Origin of the sequence: Rubritalea profundi (assembly GCF_002954445.1) — a bacterium.
Taxonomy (GTDB): Bacteria; Verrucomicrobiota; Verrucomicrobiia; order Verrucomicrobiales; family Akkermansiaceae; genus Rubritalea; species Rubritalea profundi.
Window position 1 is genome coordinate 3,092,437 of the sequence record NZ_MQWA01000001.1, and the last position, 20,410, is coordinate 3,112,846.

The window sequence follows — 20,410 nt, forward strand, 5'->3', positions numbered from 1 at the left end:
GAGGGACAGGATTGTCCCTCCTCCCTATGCCTTCGGCCCGTGAATAGGGAGCGTGGACAACGCACGATCTCATTCCTCCCCTCCGCGGAGTCTCTACAACTAACAAAAGAGCTCTGGCGGAGGGAAGAAAACAGATTCGTTAGGGTCGCGTCACCTCGAGGCGAAGGAACCCGGATGAACCACTGATTGGCAGGGACGCCTTGCGTGCCTCGGGACCGGACGGATTAGCGGCGCCATTCAGGACGTCGGTCACCCCCGCCGGCGAAAACGTTGGCGAAGACCGGTAAAGCGCTCCACCACAGCGGCCTTGCGGGCCAAGCGGAGTTGATGGAAAGCTGCCTCACGATGCAGGGGAATGGAGGCCGGATAGCGCTTCAGGCCACGCTGAACCGTCAGCTGGGCGGCAGACGGGTCACCACTCGTGTTTATCGTCTCGGCGGCTTCGATGAATTCGTCGGCCGTCGGTTGTTTGGCGAGGCTGAGGTACTTGAGCCATGCTCCTGCCGCAGCTTGGCTCGTTTCTGGTCGGTATGGAGGCGCGCCTTCTCCCGATAGGCCTCCGGTGCTTTGCCGCCCATGGAAAAGTAGCGAGCGAGTGCCGAATCGGCCGCGGCCAACTTCCCCTGTCCGCGTTCAAGGCTAGCGAGACGAAGCAGGGCCTCCGAATGGCGCCGGGAATCCTTCTTCACCGCCACGAGATCCGCCTTCGCCGCCGCATAATCCTCATGGGCCCGATGCAAGGTGGCGCGGCGCATGAGCAAATCAACATCGCCGGGTTTCGTCTCCAAGCGTCTCGTCACCTCCGCGATCTCCTGATCCACAAACCCGTGACCCGCAAGAGGCGCAGCTGTGACAAGAAAAAGGAGAAGGATGGCTCGAAATGGCTTTTTGATAGGCATTTGCTGTTCAGGGTTGGGCCAATGGTGCCCCGGTACCCGGGGTTTAGACCGAAAAAAGCCGGCTCAACCTATTTGGCTGAGCCGGCTCTTGTTGATTCGTATTACACGCTCAATCGTTACTTACGGCGACGGAGGACCTGTCGCGCCATAGCCGTTACCTGCGGCGACGGAGGATGAGGGCGAGTCCACCGAGAGCTAGAAGGGCGGTGGTGGTGGGCTCTGGGACTGCTGTAGACGTAACATTCAGATCATCCATTGTAAAACCGAGATCGGTATTACCGTTGCTCCTTTGGTGAACTGAGACTGAAATCGAATTCTCACCATCGATAAGCAATGATTGATCGAGTGCAATCGTGGTGAGGGACGCTTCGTTACCAGAGGATGCCGCTAGACCGAAATAGGTGTCGCTAAGTCCGACTATATTGATACCGCCGGCAAGTTGTCCGTTGATATAAACAAAGGCAGCGTCATCGGCCAGGATGTTGGCTGTTAAATCAGTAACCGTATTCGCAGCGATGGTACCTAGGTTGAAGGTCGAGACGAAGTAGGCCGTATAGCGAGAGCCGCTGGCAGGCGTGCCGATATCTTCAGTAACTGTTCCATTTGAAATCGCGCCATAGCCGAATATGCCAGAGCCGGAATCATTAAATCCAGGGCCATTGTAGCTATTGCCGGCATCGTTTTGTGTATACCAAGTCGTATTGAAATCTGTATCGGCGGTCGCAGGGTTAAGGGCATCTTGTGGATGCAAGTAATCCCAAGTTGCGGCGTCCGTTAAAACGGTTGTAACTGCGGCTGAGCTGGCCAAGTTGGTGACCAGAGCGAACGCCGCGAGGGACATGGTTGTTTTCATTGATTTGTTCAATTTCATGATTTAGTGGTTTCTTTAGTGTGTTTTTACGTTTGTTTGGATTTGCAGGTCAGTGGTCACTGCAAGTCCACATTCACAACATAAATCATGTGAATCGGGGAACGTTACAAAGAATCTTCTATTATTTGTCCTGCGGGCGGTTTGAAGTAGTCAGAGAGCTTTAAACTCCAACCTCCTTCGCCGACGAAGGCTACGGCGCGTCAAGACGGGCTACTTCACATATCCTCTGCTTGTGGACAGGATTGTCCACACTCCCTATTTTAACCCGCTTCGCGGGTCTGGGGAGGAGGGACAATCCTGTCCCTCGGCAACCCAAGAACGCAGCCTTTGCTATCTCCCGTCCTGTCCGAGGACGGAGATGCGGAGGGCGTTGAGGTCGAGGTATCCGGGGGTGAGGCCGTTGGCTTTTCCTGGGATGATCTCGATGGTGAGTGGGTCGCCGGGTTGGATGCCATCGGGTAGGCTGGTGGCATCCCAGGAAAAACCGACGGTGTTCACGCTATTAGCTGGGCCGGGCGGGGTGTTGCTGGTGAGTTGGGCGAGCGTGGTGTCGCCGGAGACCAAGCGGATGGTGTAGCCGGGGAAGGTGGACGGGTTTTTGGCGTTTTTGGCCCGCACTCCGATGGTGGCACTGACGGTGTAGTGGCTGTCTGTGGTGATGGTGCCGATCTCGCGTCGGATGGTTTGGTTGATGCTGACCATTCCTGCGCTACGCATGGATCCGATCAGCGCGGGTGGTTTTTTTATCCTGCAAGCCATCGTTATTATACCATTGGCCATTGCCACTCGGGTTGAGGAAGGTGACTTTGGCGTCGGTTTGCCATCCTGCGAGCCAGCCCACCTCCCGTGTGCCGTCTTCGAGATCGATCGGAGGGTTGATCGTCAGCATCCTGTCGTCGATGGACATGCTCGCGTCCCATACGGCAAGCTTGTTTTCGCTCCAATTGGTGACGTTCTGGATAAACACCCTGCCGGTGCCGAATTTGATGGGTTTGTTGAACAGCATCTTCAACTGACCTCCCTGTGTCGCGTTCATCGAGTCGTCGGCAGGGTAGGCGGCGATCAAGACGGGCGGCGAGTCATCGCGCGTGCCCGAAGCCGGGGGGGCTTGCGCGGGGTCGTCGTCGATGCCGAGAAGAGCGGTGGTGGTGGGCTCGGAGATAGGTTCAAAAGTGGCCTCTACAGCCATTTGAAAACCGAGATCGGAACTGTCGTTGTTCCTTTGGTGAACTGATACTGAAATCGAATTCACACCATCGGCAAGCAATGATTGATCGAGTGTGATGTTCGTAGAGACTTCAACATTACCATGTCCATCCATCCCTGCGAGATAGGTATCGTTTCCAGGTGAGGTATGGTAGTTGCCGGTAGCTTGTCCGTTGATGTAGATAAAGGCACCATCATCGGCCATGATGTTGGCCGTCAAGCCAGTGACGCTTGAAGCACTGATGGCACCTAGGTCGAAGGTTGTGGTGAAGTAGGCTGTGTAGCGTTTCCCAGAGTCTGGCGTGCCGATATTTACAGTAGGGATACCTCCAGGCGAACCATAGCCGAACAGGCCAGAGCCGGAACCCGAAAATGCAGGGCCATCGTAGCGATTGCCAGCATCGTTTTGTGTGTACCAAGTCGTATTGAAATCAGTATCGGCTACAGCAGGGTCAACGGCATCTAGTGGATGAAAGTAATTCCAAGTTGCGCTGGTCGGCAAAACGGTCGCCGTGGTGGCCAAGGTGTTGAAGTTCCAGGTGGTATCATCATCGATGCCGCCGAAGTCGTTGCCGGCGAGGTCGCGGATCACGGTAGGATCCATTTGGATCACGTAGTCGCGGTTGGCGATGAGTCCGGTCTCGAAGTTTTCATCGAGCAGCATGTCGATCTTTGGTGGTAAATTTTGGAGGAAGGCGGCGGGTGGGCCGTCGAGGTCGTGTTTTATATCAATGCCGGTGAGTAGGACCGAGCGGTTGGCATGGATGATTTCCCCTTTGTCCCTTTGTTTGCTGTCGACTCGCACGCGTCCTTGCAGGACGTGGAGTTCCACCTCGTTGCTGCCAATTTGGCAATCGATACCAAAGGCGGTGCCGAGGTCGACGATGCGCTGGTGGGGTGTGACGACGGTGAAGCCCTGGCCGTCGGTGGATGAGACTTTAAAATACGCCCGGCCGTGGTTGAGTTCGAGGGTGCGGTCGTCGCGTAGGATCATTTCTGCCGGGGCCTCGATGATGGCGCGGACGTCGTGTGGCAGGATGAGTTCTACGACGCCGTGACGGAGCACGATGCGGGAATTTTTCGCTAGGGTGTTTCTGTCGGGGAGGGTGTCATCGGAGTTGTGGGTGAGGGTGAAATCTGTGCCGGGGGTGACGTGGACGGTGGCGAGGGTATGTGGTGTGTGGGAGACGGTGGTGAACCACATGACCGTAGCCATGATGGCGATGAGGGCTGCTGCCGAGAGCAGGGAAATCCGGATTGAGCGCTTGCGTTGTTGGGCGAGGATCCATTCCATGGGGACGACCGGCATTTTTTCCACGGCTGCTAGGAACGAGCCATGGCGTTGCAGGCCACTATCCAGCCTGGTGTAGCTGAGGTAGAGATCCATCGCCTTGGGGTTTTGCAGAAGCTCGGATTCGAGTTTGGCAAACTGCTCGGCTGTCAGCTCGTCATCCAGCAGTTGTTGGATGCGTATTTCGAGATCGGGTAAATTCATGACGGTGTTCCGGCGAGGGTGGTTTCGACGCAGCGTCTCAGGATGGCGCGGATGCGGAAGAGCGAGATCCTCAGACTTCCCGGGCTGGTGTTGGTTTGTTTTCCGTGCAGCTCGAGCGATTCGCCGGGGGTGTAGCGGGCGTCGACAATGTGGCGTTGCTTGTCATTGAGTTTGTTCATGCAACTTTCGAGAATGTTCAGCGTCCGCTCGTGTGGGATGTTTACGGTTGCGGCGTTGGCGATATGGTTGATGAGGGATTCGGAAAAGACAAGACGCGTCTCGCGCTTGGCTCTGTCATACTGGTGTTGGACCTGGATGCGTGCGATTTTAAAGGCCCAGGCGTGGAAATTGGTTCCCTGTTTGAAGGACTTTTGTTTTTTCCAGAGCACTAGGTTGGTATTCTGGAGCACATAATCGGCGGACGGGCTGTTGGGCAACAACGAGTGAATAAAGGCACGCAGGTCTTCCTGATGTGCGATCAGCTGTGCGACGTAGGGCTGAGATTCCTCAGGTTTTGTAGACTCACTTTCCATCCTTATTTAATCAATCATGTGAATGAGCAAAACGTTACGCGAATTTGTCATTTATTTCGAGGGCAAGCCCGAAGCGACCAAGCTAAGTATTTCGCGGGCAACAATCAAAACAAATTCTGGGACTTCTACCAGGGCTCCTACACTAGGGAGACTATCTACGGAGACTATCTAGGTTGATGCCTGCGGCGCTCGACAGAATGAACAGAATTAACAGAATTTTTCAGAATGAACCAATGATGGCCGATGCAATTGCGATATTTCAGAAAGAATGAAAGGTTTCGTCCTTTTTTTAGCCCACCCTTTTGAGAAATTCTGTTCATTCTGTTCATTTTGTTAATTCTGTCTAAAAATTCCCGAGTGTGGTGACCCTAGGACTTCTAACAAGCAACAAAATGGGCTGATGCAACGAGTGCACCAGCCCATGATTGATCTGAATCCAAGAGGATTCGTTGAGTCGTTTTGGGGGACTACTTCTTGAGTTGCTTGACCATTTCATCACCCAGGGCAAGGCCTACGTTCATGTAGGTTTGAGCATTACCGCTGTAGTGGCTACTTGAGCTACCGGGACCGCCGAGTAGCGGTTTGCTGTATACAAAGCCGATGTCGTCGCTGCTAGTGGCGAAGCTCTTCATCGCTGTCATGAGTTTGCCATGACCGGACGCAGTGTCGCTTTCATCGGTCTGACCCAGTGAAGCGCAAACGAAGGCTGCTTTCGGTGCGTTGAAGTCCTTGCGCAGCGCCTTGAGAAGACGACCAAGGTTTTTCTCATACTCGGCGGCGTGTGCGGCGTTGCGCATGTCCTTGTCGCCCTGCCACCAGATGATGCCAGCGACTTCGTAGCTCTTGGCACCAGGATAATATGTACCTATATCAGCGAGGATCTTTTTGGCGTTGGCGACGTCATCATCGTACTGCTTTCCAGCATACCACTGCAGCATATCTCCACCCTTTTCGTAGGCTACGATTTTACTCTTGTCCTTCTTACTTGGGTAGGTTTCCCCATAGCCGGGCTGCTCTTTCCCACCGTGTGAGTAGCGAGGAGTTCCTGGAGGCAGGAGATCCCAGCCCAGGGCGCGGTTACCAATAGAACTCTTGAGCACCATCACGGGGGCGTCAATGGCGTTACCGAGTTGGTGTCCGATACCGATTTCGATGCCGATCTTTTTGCCGCTAATGGTCATCCAGTCGTTGCGGTAGATGCCGTGCTTACCCACCATTACGGATACGTTGCGCACGTCTTTGCGGGTGGTCCAGGCACCCGCATCATCTGCGAGGAAGGTGTATTTCTTGCCGAGTTCGGGAGTGACCTTTCCCATTTCCAGGGTGTTGGACTGGCCCATGATCAGGAAGACCTGAACAGGCGTGCTCATGTCGGCGGGTTTACTGTCAGCGGATGCCATTCCGGCCATTCCGAGGGTCATCGCTGCCAGCAGGCAGGACGTTTTGATTACTTTATTCGATTTCATTACTTGACTGATGTTGTCTGTCGTTGGTTCTGTAGTCTCGCGTCCTGAAAAAATAGATCCGAGGTCGAGGATGTTTACCTGACCCACGGATCAATCCATGAGATGAGGCATAGTCTGATACGTATAGCCTCAATGCGGTCTTACGGCGAATCTTCTTTTTTTAAAGGGTGTTTTAGGAGGGGCTGTTATGGCGGGGTTAGGGGGTGATGGGCTTAGCTTTTAAGTATCCCAGCGATTCGAGAAATTGATCCATTGCTACAATCGTCTTGTAATAATTATCTTTGGACCTGAAGTTAAAGAACCCATGGCCTTGGTCTTTGTAGAGTTTCAGGTCGCAGCGACGACCGCTGTCGGCCATTAGCTTTTTGTATTTCTCAGCCGTCTTTACTGGGATGAGGTCGTCCTTGGTTCCAAGAAAAACAATCGTTGGAGGGGTATTCTCGCTGATATTATGCATGGGGGAGATCTCTTTCCAGTATTTTTTGACTCTGGAATGACCATAGCCTGTTGGCCCGTTGTCGAAAACTGGATTGAAGAGGACCAACGCAGCAGGACGAGAACTGATACTCAGATCCTCACCCTTTTCTTCAATTCCCTGGGTGGTTCCTGTAGCGGCCGCTACATGTCCGCCAGCTGATCCTCCGCCCGCTGCAATCCTCGTTGGATCAATACCGAGTTCCTTTGCATGCTGACGCATCCATCTGATGGCGGATTTTCCGTCTTTTACACACTCGAGCGGAGTTGTCTTGTTGCGTGATTTGACTCGATACTCGGCAGACATTGCTACCATTCCACGCGAGGCCAAATATTTGCAATGCGGATAGAACTGACTTGGCGAGCCACTACTCCAGCCTCCGCCAAAGAAAAATACGATGGAAGGGCGTTTGTCGGATGGTTTGTGCCCTTTGGGTTCAAAGATATGAAGCTTGAGTTCAGCTTTTCCGACCGTCTTGTAGACGGGGGATTTGTCGGGAGTAATGCCCTTCACCTCGAGCGAATACGCCGATGGGGCGAATAGACTTAGCAGCAAGGTAATATAAAAATATTTGAAGAGGGTCATGGGCATTTTTTTTGCCGCATTATTCAAGATTCACACTAAACTACAATCTTGTTCATACAGAATTACCAGAATTTCTAAAAATTGGTTTTTGATGCATCAAAGCTCATCATACCAGAGTCAATAACCACACACACACACACTCTCTCTCTCTCGGAGTGCGTGTGGCTCGACACCGCTCTGCGGCGGGCGCGGTTCGACGCGTGTGGGGGCAAGCCAGCCACAACCGACCCAATCACCCCAACTCAACTACCACGCGATAAACAACAGGCTTCATCCTATCGGTCTGAACACTGAAAACGGCACACTTGAAACTCCCGCCCCCATGTGTCAAGCCACAGCCTCACCAGAGCTGCGTCAAGCCTCAGCACTCCGAGGTTTTGTCACACTGAGCGATCACATTGATTGGAGAATCCAGTGCTTAAATTTTTGTCGTGCATCGAGAGATAGGTGAAATGGGAATATCCAACAGCCAACAAGGAATATCCAATTTCCAAGGATGTTGGCGTCATGACGGAGTTTGTTTTTTGACCAGCATTCCTTCCTTGGCGCGTTGATTCACGAGTCCCTTGTTCGGTTGGATATTCCTTGTTGGCTGTTGGATATTTGCTTTCACACTACACGACAATTTTTCGTACAAAATTTCTCAAAATTGTAAAAATGGGTTTCTGATGATCTGGAGTGCGTGTGGCTCGACACCGCTCTGCGGCGGGCGCGGCTCGACGCGTGTGGGGGTAAGCCAGCCACAACCGACCCAATCACCCCAACTCAACTACCACGCTATAAACAACAGGCTTCATCCTATCAGTCTGAACACTGAAAACTGCACACTTGAACCTCCTACCCCATGTGTCAAGCCACAGCCTCACCAGAGCTGCGTCAAGCCTCAGCACTCCGAGGTTTTGTCACACTGAGCGATCACATTGATTGGAGAATCCAGTGCTTAAATTTTTGTCGTGTAGTGTGTTCAAGATTAAACAAAATAACTCGAGAACTAACATTATTTACTAACCCTTTGAGCTCTCTCACTAGTTATTCCAAGCGTGTGAGTAGAATGAGGCGAAACTCCATGACGGATTTTCCCGGTTTGCTGAGAGCTTTCAGACTGAGTGCGCCGCTTCCTTTTTTTAGGTCTAACACGCCGAGCTTCATCATTTTGAAATTTTTGACATAAGATTCGATCCGACGTTCCAATCGATGTTCTCACACATGGCCAGCGCCGCGCGGGTGTGGACTGGTTTTTCTTTTTGAGGATCCCGGTGGAGCATTTTTAAATCCTTATCCTTGAACTTGTTCCACCACTGGTCCGGCACCTGCATCGGGGAATGTGGCGTATTTAAGGGAAGATAGACGAAGAACGGTTGGTCTTTGTGTTGCTCGATAAACTGCATTGCCTTGTTGGTGAAGTCATCGGCAACAAAGCCATCGCCCTGCACGAGCTTTCCGTTGTGCTCCAGTGATGGGCTAAAGTAGTTGCCCCAGTGGCCGGAACAAAACCCGTAATATTCATCAAACCCCCGACCGTTAGGATGGTAGGGGTACTGCATCCCGTTGTGCCATTTTCCAAATGCGGCGGTGGCATAGCCGGTGGCCTTAAATGTGTCGGCTATGGTCACCTCCTCCAAGTCCATTCTTTCGCCCCCGGCCGAGGTGGAGTAGACGTGGCTGCGGACATGGTATCGACCGTGAGGAATTCAGCGCGAGTGGGCGAGCAGACGGGACAGACGTAGAACCGGTCAAAGCGGGCACTTCCGCCGCCAGTTTGTCGATGTTAGGCGTGCTCAGGTTTGTATTTCCATTTAGGCTGAGGTCGCCTCACCCTTGGTCGTCTGAAAGAATCACCACCACATTAGGACGTGTGGTCGCCAGTAGCGGCTGGGAAAAAATCATGACTGATACGCTGGCGGTCAAGTAAAGACGTATCCGCTGGATGTTCTTTATGAGCATATAGATGGTTTAGGCGCATCCGCCGTTGAAATCAAGTAGTATGTCAAATCGAAAATGACGGGCCACACATGTTCGAAGGCTTCTGTGGGGGAGAGTTGCAAGAATTATCACCTGACCCCTTTTTTCATGAAATGCTTGCCCTCTACTCCAACAATGACATCTCCGACTTCCAGCACACCATCGGCAGCCGATCCGGCTTCGACATGGGTGATCAGGATCTGCCGAGCCTGGGTGGTCATGTAGTTCTTTGGGTTGTAGATCCATCCTTTGGCACCGGTTGGGCCGAGATGGAATTCGGCCTTGCGTTCGAAATCGATCTCGCGGGTCAGATCAGGCACGGTCTCGACCGATTGCCGTGGAGCCGACCAAGCTGGCAAGGCAAACAAAAGAATGGGAAGGGCAACAAAAACGGCGCGGTGGAGCTGGTGTGATTTCATGGGAATGGTCATCATTTATCGAGGTCTATCGATACCTTTATCTGAACGGTTTTATTTCAGATGTTTCAATTTGTAGCTATAATCTCCGCTAACGGCACAAAAAAACCACTTCCCGGCATGGGAAGTGGTTGTGGAGTTGAAGCACATTGCTGATCAACATTGCTGGAATTTCACGCTGCTATTGTACGTTTTGGCCGCTAGGTCGATCAAGTGAGAGCGGGAAAGCTATTTGCTCAAGAGTTCGACCATTGCCTTACCCATGCCCTCACCGACGTTCATGTAGGTCTCAGGGTTTTTGCTGTAGTGACCACCGCTACCTCCCGAGGAGACAGGTTTCGAATAGAAAACCTCGGCATCTTTTTCCTGCTTGGCGAAGGTAAACATCTTTTGAGAAAGAGTGGCGCTCTTATCATGTTCACCCAATGTGGCACATACAAACTTGGCATTTGGTGCGTTAAAATCTTTTTTCAGATCATTGAACAGAAAAGCCAGGTTCTTGTCGTAATTCTCGACGTTCCCCTTGCCAGGCTCAGCATTTCCCTGCCACCAGAAAAACCCTGCAACTTGGTAATCCTTAGCGTCTGGATAATAGGTAGATAATTTTTTAAGAGCATCTTGAGCAACACCTACGTCTAGGTCATACTGGAGGCCTGCATACCAGCCCTGTTTATCTGCTTTTACTTTCCGATTCGAACTTTCCGAGTCGCCTTGATAGGATAGACCGTCTCTTCCAGTGCCTACCGCACTTGGTGGCAGCAAGTCCCAGCCCAGAGCACGATTGCCCACGCATGATTTCAATATCATCACAGGCGCGTCAATAACCTCACCCAGATAATTCCCAATGCCGATTTCCGGACCAATCCTTTCTCTTCCACTACCATTCTCAGCGGTCATCCACTCATTGATACTCTGCGTGCCATTATTGAAGAAAACATTGCGAACGTCCTTCCGCACGTTCCAGGCACCTCCATCATCCACAAGGTACGGGTATTTATCTGCAGCGATTCCCTTAAGTACGCCAGCATCGCCAAAGCCAAGCATATTGGATTGACCCATCATAATGAATACCTGCACCGGCTTGCTCATGTCGGCTTCTTTACCATCGGGAGCGGGAAGCACATCAGGCACTGCCTTGACAGCTGTTTTTGAGCCGCCGCTTTTTTTCACAACCAACTTCACACCTTCAGCCTTGAGAAATTCGAGATCCTCTTCAGATAAAATGGATTGCTTGAAACTGAGCGTTTTTCCGTCGCTCCTTTTCATCACAACTTTTCCGCTCTCAGGATCGTAAGATGTGAGCTCGGCTTCAAAGGCTTTAGAGCCGTCAGAGCTGGTCCATGTGCGGCCATTAGCGGCGGGAAGACATAAACCGACACCGAGGATGAGGGAGAGTAGATAGGGTTTCATTATTTGTTTTTGGTTGGTTGATTAATTTGCGAACAATAAGGTTATATAGCACACAGTGGCGTCGTAGGAAGCATCCCACATCGCGCTAGGTCGATGAACTCTATGGAATTACGTAGAAGTTTCAATGAATTACGCATAGAGTTGACTTTTATTTGCGGATAATGTTCGTTGATTTGCGACAGCTTTAGAATAAGTCGAAGATACAGAACCAATGAACAAGAATCCAGCGCGACATGTCGCCATCTCTCTAGAAATGGAGTGGGCCTACAAGCAACACCTCGAAGTATTCGCGGGATGCCAGAAGTACGCCGATGAGATGGGCTGGAATTGCCAAATCCATCCAGCGGTGGATCGAACACCGATCTCAGAAAGTGGAACCAGCTTCGACGGGATCATCGCCCGCGCCACCCCAGCCATCGCCGAGTATGCCGAGAAAACCAAAACTCCACTGATGAACGTCTGGCTCAACTCGCAGGTGAAGAATTTGCCGGGAGTTTTCCCCGACTATAACCGATCCGGTGAAATGGGAGCGGAGCATCTCTTGAGCCGAGGGTTCTCCAATTTTGGCTATATGGGTTGCCAAACTGACATCAACGCTCGGCAGCAATACGATGGATTCAGAGCAACGCTGGCAGAGCATGGATACCGCTGCAGTGCGCAGCTGTATTCAAGATCGAGGCTGACTGGCACGGCGCCGGGATGGGAAGAGTTTGTTTCCAGCATCAAGGATTGGATGAAAAACTGGCAACTGCCCATTGGAATCTTGGTGAGTAGCGACCTCCACGCACGCTATTTAGTGGATATCTGTCGCTCCAACAATCTCAAGGTGTCTGAGGATGTTGCCGTGATTGGTACGGGCAACGAGACTAGCATCTGCGAGTCGCCTCCCTCTACGCTGACGAGCATCGATATGGGATTTGCCCAAGTCGGCTACCAGGCCGCCGCTAGACTTGAGCGACTGATGAACGGCGAAAGTTTAGCTGAAAGCACGATATTGATTTCGCCCTCAGACATCGTTCCGCGGCAATCCACTGATCTCTACGCCTGCAATGACCCCATTGTTTCCCAGGCCCTGCACTTCATCGCAGAGAACTGTCAGCGCAACATTAATGTGTCTGATGTGGTGCGCGGCGTCACCACCAACCGGCGGGGGCTTGAGAGAAGATTCAAGCAGGCACTCGGGAAAAGTATATCCGGTGAAATCGCACGTCTCCGGCTCGAACGAGCCAAGCACCATCTGGCGCAGACCAATTCCACCATCAAAGAAGTGGCAGCGGCGGCAGGTTTCCGCGATGCCGACCATTTTTACAAGGTCTTCAACCGCATCGAAGGAATTCCCCCGAGCCAATATCGTGAGACCCATCAGCAACTTTTCACAAAAGACAGCCAACGCTAGCCAGCCGGCCATTGAGGAAAGCGGAGCGCTTTCGGCGTCACTATGTAGTAGCCAGTAGCCAGCATGAAAACACCTCGAGTGCTGATTCACAAATACGCAGTCATTATTCAAATGCTAGCTACTCGCTACAGCCTACTAGCTACTCGACAAGTACCGTGGCTACGACCTCAATGGTAGGCAGGTTCTTGAACTGAAAATTGTCGTGTAGCGTGATTTTCTGAATACTCGTCATGATCACAATTGGCTGAAGGCCATTTTCATACCAGCCTGGGGTGAGTGACGCAGGAACGTAACCCTAGGATAGGGAAGGGGAATGTTTTTCTGGCTGAAGGTCAGACTCATGCTGGCATAAAGGTTGCAGGCGTATGAAGTTGGCCTTCAGCCAACTGACGTTTGTTTGCGATAAACCTAGGGATTTCGCTCCACTTCTTCCCTAGGCTGGTATGATTATCTCCGTTGGAGATCACGGTAAATCGGCTTAACTAAGTGGCATTGAGGTCTAACGGTCACTTTCCACAGTGAGCTTAATCTCAGCCATTGGCTTTCCCCATCTGCGGGTAGTCCAGAAGGCTTTCACCACGATCTCACCTTCTTCACCAGTGGGCTGGATGATGGCGAGAGCTTTGCCGTTGAAGGCTTTTACGGAGACGGCTTGGAAGCTTTCGTGGCTGATTGGGTCACCGTTGCCAGTAGCTAACACGCGACCGGGTCCAGTAACTTCGAACGAAACCCAACGGTCCGCTTTAGGGCAGAAATTACCTTTTTCATCCACCATGTTTACAGTGATGAATGAGAGATCACGCTGCTGGAGGTTGAGTTTTGTTTGGTCGGCCTCGGCTGTGAATTTGGCGACGGGGCCAGCAGTGCGTCTGAATGTGGTGGCCACCACTTTACCATTTTTAGAGGCAACGGCTTTCAACTCACCCGGAGCATAAGGAACCATCCACTCGAGGTGCATATCCATTTCCTTGGTGAATTTTTTGACGCCGAGTGATTTTCCGTTGAGGAAGAGCTCCACGCTGTCACCGCTAGTGTAACACCAAACCGGAACGACGGTGCCTTCTTTGGCGGGGATGTTCCAGTGTGGGAGGAGGTGAACCATAGGCTTCTCAGTCCACTGGCTCTGGTAGAAGTAGTAGGTGTCTTTGGGGAAGTTACAGATGTCAATGATACCGAAGTTACCAATCACACGCGGCCATCCGCCAGACTCACCGATGTAGTCGAAGCCAGTCCAGCGAAATTCGCCGGTAAAATAGGGCAGGTTCTTGGTCAGGCGCCAGGAATCACGTGCTGTGATTCGCACGCCGGCATTGTCGTAGGAGGACTCATACCAAGGACTAGTGTCAGCGAAGACTTCCTTTTTCGTCATGTGCGCTGGCTGGTGTTGTCGCTCGCGGAATTTGCCGAAGGTGCGGTATTCTCCCCGTGTTTGTAGGGTGTGGGGGACTTCTGAGGCGTACATTAGACGGTTCGGGTACTTGGCGTGATCCGCCTCATACTCGAAGCATGAACCTCCGCCACCATTGTATCCTACGATGTCCATCAGCTCAGTGAAGCCACTCTTGTTAGCTCCCTGAATGAAGTTACAGCCGACCGTCATCAGACGAGTCGGGTCGTGTTTGTGACTGAGGTCACGGAGCATTTTCACTGTTTCTAGCTCACCGTATTTCTGAGCTTCAGGAACCTCGTTTCCGACACTCCACATGATCACGCAGGGGTGGTTGCGGTCGCGGCGGTAGTGGTCAATGAGGTCCTTTTTCGCCCACTCATCAAAGTGCAGGTTGTAGCCATATTTTGATTTTCCTTTGTTATCCTTACTGGAGACAAGGGTCTTGGTGCTTTTCTCAAAGAACCAACCTCTGCGCCACTCGTCGAAGGTTTCGTTGACGACAAGAAATCCCAAACGGTTGCATAGATCCAGCAGTTCCGGCGCTGGTGGGTTGTGGGCAGTGCGGATAGCATTACAGCCCATTTCCTTGAGCATTATGAGTCGGCGCTCGAGAGCGCGTTCCCACATGGCGGCACCTAGTGGTCCTAGGTCATGGTGATTACACACGCCTTTCATGATCACGCTCTCGCCGTTGAGCAGCATTCCACGCTTGGAGTCAAATACCACAGTGCGCACACCGAGCGGGCTGTCATAGCTGTCGGTGAGCACTTTGCCGTCACGCAGTTCGGTGCGTACGGTGTAGAGATTAGGGCTCTTAGGTGACCAGAGCGCTGGCTTGGAGATTTGCAATGACTGGTCAATCACCAGTTCTTTACCCGCTGCTAGTTCAAGTTCTTTAGTGGCTGTGGCGACTTGTTTGCCGCTGGCGTCTAGAATTTTTTGAGTCAAGCTTACTGCTTTCGTCTTAGCGTGGGCGTTTTTGACGGTTGTCTTAACGAGCACTTCAGCATTTGCGTCACTGATTTTCGGCGTGCTGATCTGGGTGCCCCAGTGCGCTACGTGCAGTTTATCGGTAAATGTCATCCAGACGTGGCGGTAGATTCCGCAGCCAGAGTACCAGCGTGATGAGGGTTGTAGCTCATTGTCCACGCACACCGCTAGTACATTTTCTCCATCTAACTTGAGATGCGGGGTGAGGTCGTACTCAACTCCAATATAACCATACGGTCTCTTACCGAGGCGATGCCCGTTGATCCAGACCTCTCCATTCATATAGATACCATCGAACTCGATAAATACTTTTTTGCCAGCCGTGTTAGCAGGCAATTTGAATGACTTGCGGTACCAACCGGTGCCATTGGGTAAATAACCACCACGTGCTTTACTGACATTTTTCTCTTCAAACGGCCCTTCGATGCTCCAGTCGTGTGGCAAGTCGAGCTGGCGCCAGCCCGAGTGATCGAACTTCACAGCGTCCGCACCCGACGGATCGCCCTTAACGAACGACCAGTTGGCGTCAAAATTCTCCCGCACACGAGGGGATTCAGCATGCTGGAGGCGGCGTTAGAAATACCTGAAAAGGCAACAAAAAATGGGGCCAGGATCGTAAGCCATGGCAGCAATGGATTCTTCATAAGATTGTGGAAAGTTGAGGCTGTCTTTTAAAGGAAATCATCTCGGGGTCAAGCCATGATCCCAAGCTAATTGGAGAGTCGATCTCCACCCACTAACTGCTAGAAATTTACTTTCTGAGTTTCACCTAATCGCTAGCCCAACGGGCTAATGCAACTCAGCCCCAGGTTTCCTACGCAGAAGGCTACCTAGGGATACAGATTGATTCTTGAATCCTACGCTGAAGGCGTTGTGGAGGGGTGATGGATCCTCTTGGTTCAAGCTCCGCAACTCCTTCAGAGTTGTCCAGAAAACATTATCTAATCCCAGCGTAGCGACTGCGTCACAACACTGGCTGAGTTGCGTAAGCCCGTTGCTAATGGGAAACAGAATATCCAATGTCCAACAAGGAATATCCAACCGAATGAGGGGCACACCGTAGAATTGTGAATTGTGAATGATGAATGATCAACCCAGGCACCTTCCGTGATTTCAGTGTATTCTGTGGTTCCCTAATGCACTAGCAACCCAAGCGAAAATGCTGAAAAATTCTGTAAATTCTGTCGAGCGCCGCAGGCATCAACCCAAGAAAATTCGTGTAATTCGTGAGATTCGCGGTCAAAATTGAACCATCAACCCAAGCTCCTTGGAAATTGGATATTGCTTGTTGGCTGTTGGATATTGCTCTTTTATCTGCCCCCGTTCAAAACAATATTGTGTGTCTAATCATGCAACTACGACCACGACCATCTTCTTGTTGATACCCAACTCCTCAGCCAGATAGTTCTTGCCCGGCATCATCCCGCTCCAACGCCCCCGGATGATCTACACACGTAAGTGCTCTGCCACTTGCTCGGCAATACTTAGAAAGTGCTGTTCAGCACATTGAAAAATACCTACATTTTATAGGGTGGGTTGAAAAAAAATACAGATTAAATATTTTGACATGCTGACAGGATAAAGGCAAATAGGTGTAGTTACATTGTGATTTTAAATTGAATCGGTTGTTTTCCTATGATTATAAAAATTAATTTACCCCATCCATCTTCCTTACGTGAAGCACGCGGTTTTGCCTTGATCGCGACGATTTCGATCATGGCGTTACTCGTCATGATTGCTCTGGGGATGTTGAGCCTGAGCGCCGTCGAGGTGCGCTCCAGCCAGAATGGCAGGGCGATGGCCGAGGCCCAGGCGAATGCGCGGATGGCGCTGATGATTGCCATCGGTGAGTTGCAGGACTCCTTGGGTCCCGATCAGCGCATCAGTGCACGAGGTGCTACCTTAGCTAAACATGAAGAACTATTGAGCACTTCTGTTGAAGCCCAGAGCGCGAAGGCATGGTGGGTCGGGGCTGCCTCTAGCGATGTCACTGAAACCATCGGTTCTAGCAATCAGCCCGTGGTATGGCTAGTTTCTGGATTAAACCGTTCTGCTACATCTAAAGCACAAATCGAATCGTCAACTCCCTTTCAGCAAGAGGTCGTGATGTTTGGAGAGAACAGCATTGATTTCACTCTCACCGGCGGTGAACCTTTAAATGCGGGTAAAGTTTCAATTATCGACGGTCAGGGCACAAAAACAGGATCGTATGCTTATTTCGTAGATGATAACGGAATGAAGGCGCAACTATCAGCTAGCCATCCTGACGTGGTGAATACAGATGTAAGTACTGAGCGTCCAGGAGGGACAGTTATTCCTGGTTCTTATGATCTCGGTGTTCTTAAAGCTGAAGGTATGGATGCGTTGTCTGGTAATGCAGGCAATACTATGGGTAATTACTTGAAAATAAATTCTGTTAACGATTTACCTTTTCTAGGTGGGGCAACCCAAATTTCTAAAAATAAGCGTTTGAGTTACACAACTCAGTCGTTCGGGGTTCTCTCAGATGTTAAAAACGGAGGGTTGAAAAAAGACCTTACCATTGCCTTTGAAAACTACGAGATCGACCCTAGCCAGGCCTTTCACCCCCTGGGTGGCGACTACCCGAACTGGCCAGTCTATTCGGTTTTTGACGAAGTATTCAAGAAAACCAGTGATTCCGAGTGGGACAAATACTTAGCGGTGGATGAATCAAGGTGGAACGAGTTCGGGGAGAATGGTTACATTCATTGGGCTGTTTTCCGCGATTATTATAACCTGAAACGTCATATCAAGCGCCAGAATGGGATGAATGAAAAAGGTCAGAATGAATCCATGGACTATCTCGACCCAATCACATATAGAGGGCCTGCTAGCTTTTCGGGCGGGTATAAGTACTACGCCAAAGGCCAACTAGCGCCACACGATATCGGCCCTGACTCAAGTGATCCCGCTCTGAGGCCAGGCGGTGCTTATGAAAACATGCCTTATGGCGATTTCCAGACAATACCCAACACAAGCAATCTTAATGACGAGAAAGAATTTATGCAGTATTACAAACACTCTCCGATCTCGCTCGTCCTGACCAGGATTCAGACGAACGCGTGGGTGGATCAAGGAGTGATCTCAAAAGGCTACCGAGACAAAGCTGACCTCACTGACATAAAGGACGCGCTAAGAACCAGGGTTCAGGTTTTCTCAACGCACTACAATCCCTACAATATCACAATGCGCTGTTACGGGCAGAAGAAGAATCTTATGCTAACAGGGGGAACACCTGTAGCTAAGTTCGCTTTTGACGACGGGGCCATCCCTTTTGCTCCATATGAATACTATAACGGTGGAGGCGGTGCTTTCAGATTTAGCGGAGTATCTATCACTGCACAGCCTCCCTACGAGGTAATCTCTGCAAATAAACATGCGTTAAATGAAAGAAGATATGAGGCCGAGGGTGACTTAATGATAGGTCCTGGCCGTTCCAGAATAGGCGGGTTCGGAGAAGATATTGCTGCAGGACAATCGACGGGAAGTAAAACCTTTACCCTGAATATCGCCGATAACTTGGACAAATCGATTTACATTGACTACAATCTAGTAGATACGCTACCGACTTCATTTAATTTAACCGCCAAATTTAATGCAACGCAGGCTATGGGACACGGTTCCGTTGACAGACATCCACAAACCGCTTCACAGTGGATTTGGGTGCCTTTATCCAAACAAGATCTAAATGAAGGAAGCAACGAAATAACAATAGATGCTCCAGGCTCAGGCCTAGGCCCAGACAAATCAAGGACTGGCATCGCTCTGGAACTACGCACAACCACGGATGAAAATGACTCAATACGTGCACTCATTGACGCCAACATTCGGGGCTTCTACTTCAATCCCCGCTGGGATTCACCACTCATCTCGGCAGATGAACCTCTCCATACGTCGGCAGCCTACAAGCTGACTAAATTAGAAGATTCCAGTGATTCACAAGCGCCTCAAATGGAGTTTGCGAACAATGCCGACGGTGATCAGACCGGCGGCCTTGGTTATTGGGGTAATGATCATGACTCTTTCGGAAATTCGAGAGTCATTCTTTTTGACATCCCCCGAAAAGACCTCGTCTCGCTGGGTCAGTTGCAGCACGCCGGGGCTGGTCGCTTCAGTTATGAACCCAGTTACATCGTGGGCAATTCGTATGCCAATCCACGTATACCACAGGGTGACTGGAAGACTACTTTTGCAGATACATTCAGTACTACGCGATCAGGAGTTAAAGCAACAAAAGGGCTAATCACGCTTTACGATGCATCTTATCTCATGAATGAAACGCTCTGGGACAGTTACATTTTTACTACGATTCCCCAAAATGCCGATAATTATGATCCCGATGATAAATTTAATGAGCCTCCAGTAGATATTGATCTATTCACAAAACTGTTGAAGGGAGAAGAGCATTTAGCAAACCCACGCTTTATCCCATACGAGCCAAGCGGTTCAACTTTTGACATGGCGACGCTACAACGGGTTGGCGATACGACTAATACGACTAATAAAAGCGCATTCTACTACAACGCCGGCCACCTGCTAGTCGATGGTGCGTTCAACGTGAATTCAACGTCAGTTGATGCTTGGGAAGCATTCCTATCAAGCACTTATGGCATGCCTTACCAGAAAATGGATGATACCGGAAATATAGTCGGCTATGAGCCACTTCCGCAAAACGTCAGATTTCCCCGGCTTCAGACGGTATTCGGAGAATCCTTCGAAACGTCGAATCCAACTGACGAAGGCTACTGGACAGGTTTCCGAGCCTTGAGCTCCGATGAAATCCGCGAATTGGCAGTTGAAATCGTCGACCAAGTAGTTGCGCGTGGTCCTTTTTTGACTCTAGGCGAATTTGTTAATAGGAAGCTGGAGGGCGGAGAGCTAGGGGAAAAAGGCGCACTTCAAGCCGCTCTCGATAACACCGTCAACGATGGTATTATGTCCGGATATGAAAAGCAGACCACTCACCCAAAGCTGCCTTCAGGAGAAAACCAGGCCGCAGGTTTTCCCGGGCAACTCTTACAGGGAGATATCCTGCAAGCACTTTCACCGTTCATGACTGTTCATTCAGACACCTTTACGATCCGCGCTTACGGCGAATCACTGAACCCGAATACTGGGGCGATAGTTGCTAAAGCCTGGTGCGAAGCTGTCGTCCAACGTTATCCGGATCCAGTGGCACCAGATCCTGGAAAAACGTTTTTAGAAGAACTAGCCCAACCCAGTAGTCCCCACGGGCGTGTTTTCCGCATAACTCGCTTTCGCTGGTTGAATGCAAACGAAATCTAGACAAAAAAT

14 protein-coding genes and 1 pseudogene are annotated in these 20,410 nt (G+C 50.9%); 4 read left to right on the forward strand and 11 right to left on the reverse strand.

Annotated elements, in window-relative coordinates:
* The first annotated feature begins 270 nt into the window (after nt 1-270).
* Together BSZ32_RS18475 and BSZ32_RS18480 are read left to right on the forward strand one after the other, a co-directional pair.
* Entirely contained in the window at nt 271-555 is a 285-nt protein-coding gene (locus BSZ32_RS18475) for a hypothetical protein (RefSeq protein ID WP_129589761.1), read from the forward strand.
* A 110-nt stretch (nt 556-665) separates the two neighbouring features.
* The gene (locus BSZ32_RS18480) at nt 666-1,076 is read left to right on the forward strand and encodes a hypothetical protein (RefSeq protein ID WP_206018852.1); all 411 of its coding nucleotides are present in this window, start codon (nt 666-668) and stop codon (nt 1,074-1,076) included.
* Here BSZ32_RS18480 and BSZ32_RS13625 read toward each other — a convergent pair.
* The 10 genes and pseudogenes from BSZ32_RS13625 to BSZ32_RS13665 form a co-directional block, all read right to left on the reverse strand.
* Complete coding sequence (locus tag BSZ32_RS13625) at nt 1,054-1,740, reverse strand: PEP-CTERM sorting domain-containing protein (protein ID WP_165788854.1); 687 nt, start codon at nt 1,738-1,740, stop codon at nt 1,054-1,056. The genes BSZ32_RS18480 and BSZ32_RS13625 overlap by 23 nt on opposite strands.
* A gap of 360 nt (nt 1,741-2,100) precedes the next feature.
* On the reverse strand, nt 2,101-2,550 hold the full coding sequence (locus BSZ32_RS13630; protein WP_425500430.1) for a hypothetical protein: 450 nt from the start codon (nt 2,548-2,550) through the stop codon (nt 2,101-2,103).
* Nucleotides 2,480-4,471, reverse strand: coding sequence for an Ig-like domain-containing protein (locus BSZ32_RS13635; protein ID WP_105043922.1), 1,992 nt, complete (start codon nt 4,469-4,471; stop codon nt 2,480-2,482). Before BSZ32_RS13635 ends, BSZ32_RS13630 begins: the two co-directional genes overlap by 71 nt.
* Nucleotides 4,468-5,004, reverse strand: a complete 537-nt coding sequence (locus BSZ32_RS13640) for a sigma-70 family RNA polymerase sigma factor (protein WP_105043923.1) — start codon at nt 5,002-5,004, stop codon at nt 4,468-4,470. The genes BSZ32_RS13635 and BSZ32_RS13640 overlap by 4 nt, the downstream gene beginning before the upstream one ends.
* Before the next feature lie 467 nt (nt 5,005-5,471).
* Complete coding sequence (locus tag BSZ32_RS13645; RefSeq protein WP_206018853.1) at nt 5,472-6,470, reverse strand: sialate O-acetylesterase; 999 nt, start codon at nt 6,468-6,470, stop codon at nt 5,472-5,474.
* A gap of 196 nt (nt 6,471-6,666) precedes the next feature.
* Nucleotides 6,667-7,530, reverse strand: coding sequence for an alpha/beta hydrolase (locus tag BSZ32_RS13650; RefSeq protein ID WP_105043924.1), 864 nt, complete (start codon nt 7,528-7,530; stop codon nt 6,667-6,669).
* Between the two features lie 1,029 nt (nt 7,531-8,559).
* A complete protein-coding gene (locus tag BSZ32_RS20160; RefSeq protein ID WP_276308440.1) occupies nt 8,560-8,682 on the reverse strand; it encodes a hypothetical protein in 123 nt (40 codons plus the stop codon).
* 26 nt (nt 8,683-8,708) lie between these two features.
* Nucleotides 8,709-9,417, reverse strand: a pseudogene (locus BSZ32_RS20390) (sulfatase-like hydrolase/transferase); the annotation flags it as partial.
* A 164-nt stretch (nt 9,418-9,581) separates the two neighbouring features.
* Nucleotides 9,582-9,926, reverse strand: coding sequence for a DUF6288 domain-containing protein (locus tag BSZ32_RS13660; RefSeq protein ID WP_105043925.1), 345 nt, complete (start codon nt 9,924-9,926; stop codon nt 9,582-9,584).
* Nucleotides 9,927-10,136: 210 nt separating this feature from the next.
* Nucleotides 10,137-11,318: a sialate O-acetylesterase gene (locus BSZ32_RS13665; RefSeq protein WP_206018854.1), complete on the reverse strand. Its 1,182-nt coding sequence runs from the start codon at nt 11,316-11,318 to the stop codon at nt 10,137-10,139.
* A gap of 211 nt (nt 11,319-11,529) precedes the next feature.
* Here BSZ32_RS13665 and BSZ32_RS13670 point away from each other — a divergent pair, with 211 nt between their 5' ends.
* Nucleotides 11,530-12,714 (forward strand): substrate-binding domain-containing protein, encoded by a 1,185-nt coding sequence (locus BSZ32_RS13670; protein ID WP_105043926.1) that lies wholly within the window; start codon nt 11,530-11,532, stop codon nt 12,712-12,714.
* A gap of 499 nt (nt 12,715-13,213) precedes the next feature.
* On the opposite strand, the gene BSZ32_RS13675 is transcribed toward BSZ32_RS13670, so the two are convergent.
* Nucleotides 13,214-15,637, reverse strand: a complete 2,424-nt coding sequence (locus BSZ32_RS13675) for a glycoside hydrolase family 2 TIM barrel-domain containing protein (RefSeq protein ID WP_105043927.1) — start codon at nt 15,635-15,637, stop codon at nt 13,214-13,216.
* A gap of 1,092 nt (nt 15,638-16,729) precedes the next feature.
* On the opposite strand from BSZ32_RS13675, the gene BSZ32_RS13685 reads away from it, so the two are divergent.
* Entirely contained in the window at nt 16,730-20,401 is a 3,672-nt protein-coding gene (locus BSZ32_RS13685; protein ID WP_129589765.1) for a hypothetical protein, read from the forward strand.
* The last annotated feature ends 9 nt before the right edge of the window (nt 20,402-20,410 follow it).

Coding starts and splice junctions, on each gene's coding strand:
- BSZ32_RS13635 (WP_105043922.1), bottom strand. CDS start 4,471: ATGAATTTACCCGATCTCGAAATACGCATCCAACAACTGCTGGATGAC.
- BSZ32_RS13640 (WP_105043923.1), bottom strand. CDS start 5,004: ATGGAAAGTGAGTCTACAAAACCTGAGGAATCTCAGCCCTACGTCGCA.
- BSZ32_RS13660 (WP_105043925.1), bottom strand. CDS start 9,926: ATGATGACCATTCCCATGAAATCACACCAGCTCCACCGCGCCGTTTTT.
- BSZ32_RS13650 (WP_105043924.1), bottom strand. CDS start 7,530: ATGACCCTCTTCAAATATTTTTATATTACCTTGCTGCTAAGTCTATTC.
- BSZ32_RS20160 (WP_276308440.1), bottom strand. CDS start 8,682: ATGATGAAGCTCGGCGTGTTAGACCTAAAAAAAGGAAGCGGCGCACTC.
- BSZ32_RS13665 (WP_206018854.1), bottom strand. CDS start 11,318: ATGAAACCCTATCTACTCTCCCTCATCCTCGGTGTCGGTTTATGTCTT.
- BSZ32_RS18480 (WP_206018852.1), top strand. CDS start 666: ATGGCGCCGGGAATCCTTCTTCACCGCCACGAGATCCGCCTTCGCCGC.
- BSZ32_RS13645 (WP_206018853.1), bottom strand. CDS start 6,470: ATGAAATCGAATAAAGTAATCAAAACGTCCTGCCTGCTGGCAGCGATG.
- BSZ32_RS13625 (WP_165788854.1), bottom strand. CDS start 1,740: ATGTCCCTCGCGGCGTTCGCTCTGGTCACCAACTTGGCCAGCTCAGCC.
- BSZ32_RS13685 (WP_129589765.1), top strand. CDS start 16,730: ATGATTATAAAAATTAATTTACCCCATCCATCTTCCTTACGTGAAGCA.
- BSZ32_RS13630 (WP_425500430.1), bottom strand. CDS start 2,550: ATGGCCAATGGTATAATAACGATGGCTTGCAGGATAAAAAAACCACCC.
- BSZ32_RS13670 (WP_105043926.1), top strand. CDS start 11,530: ATGAACAAGAATCCAGCGCGACATGTCGCCATCTCTCTAGAAATGGAG.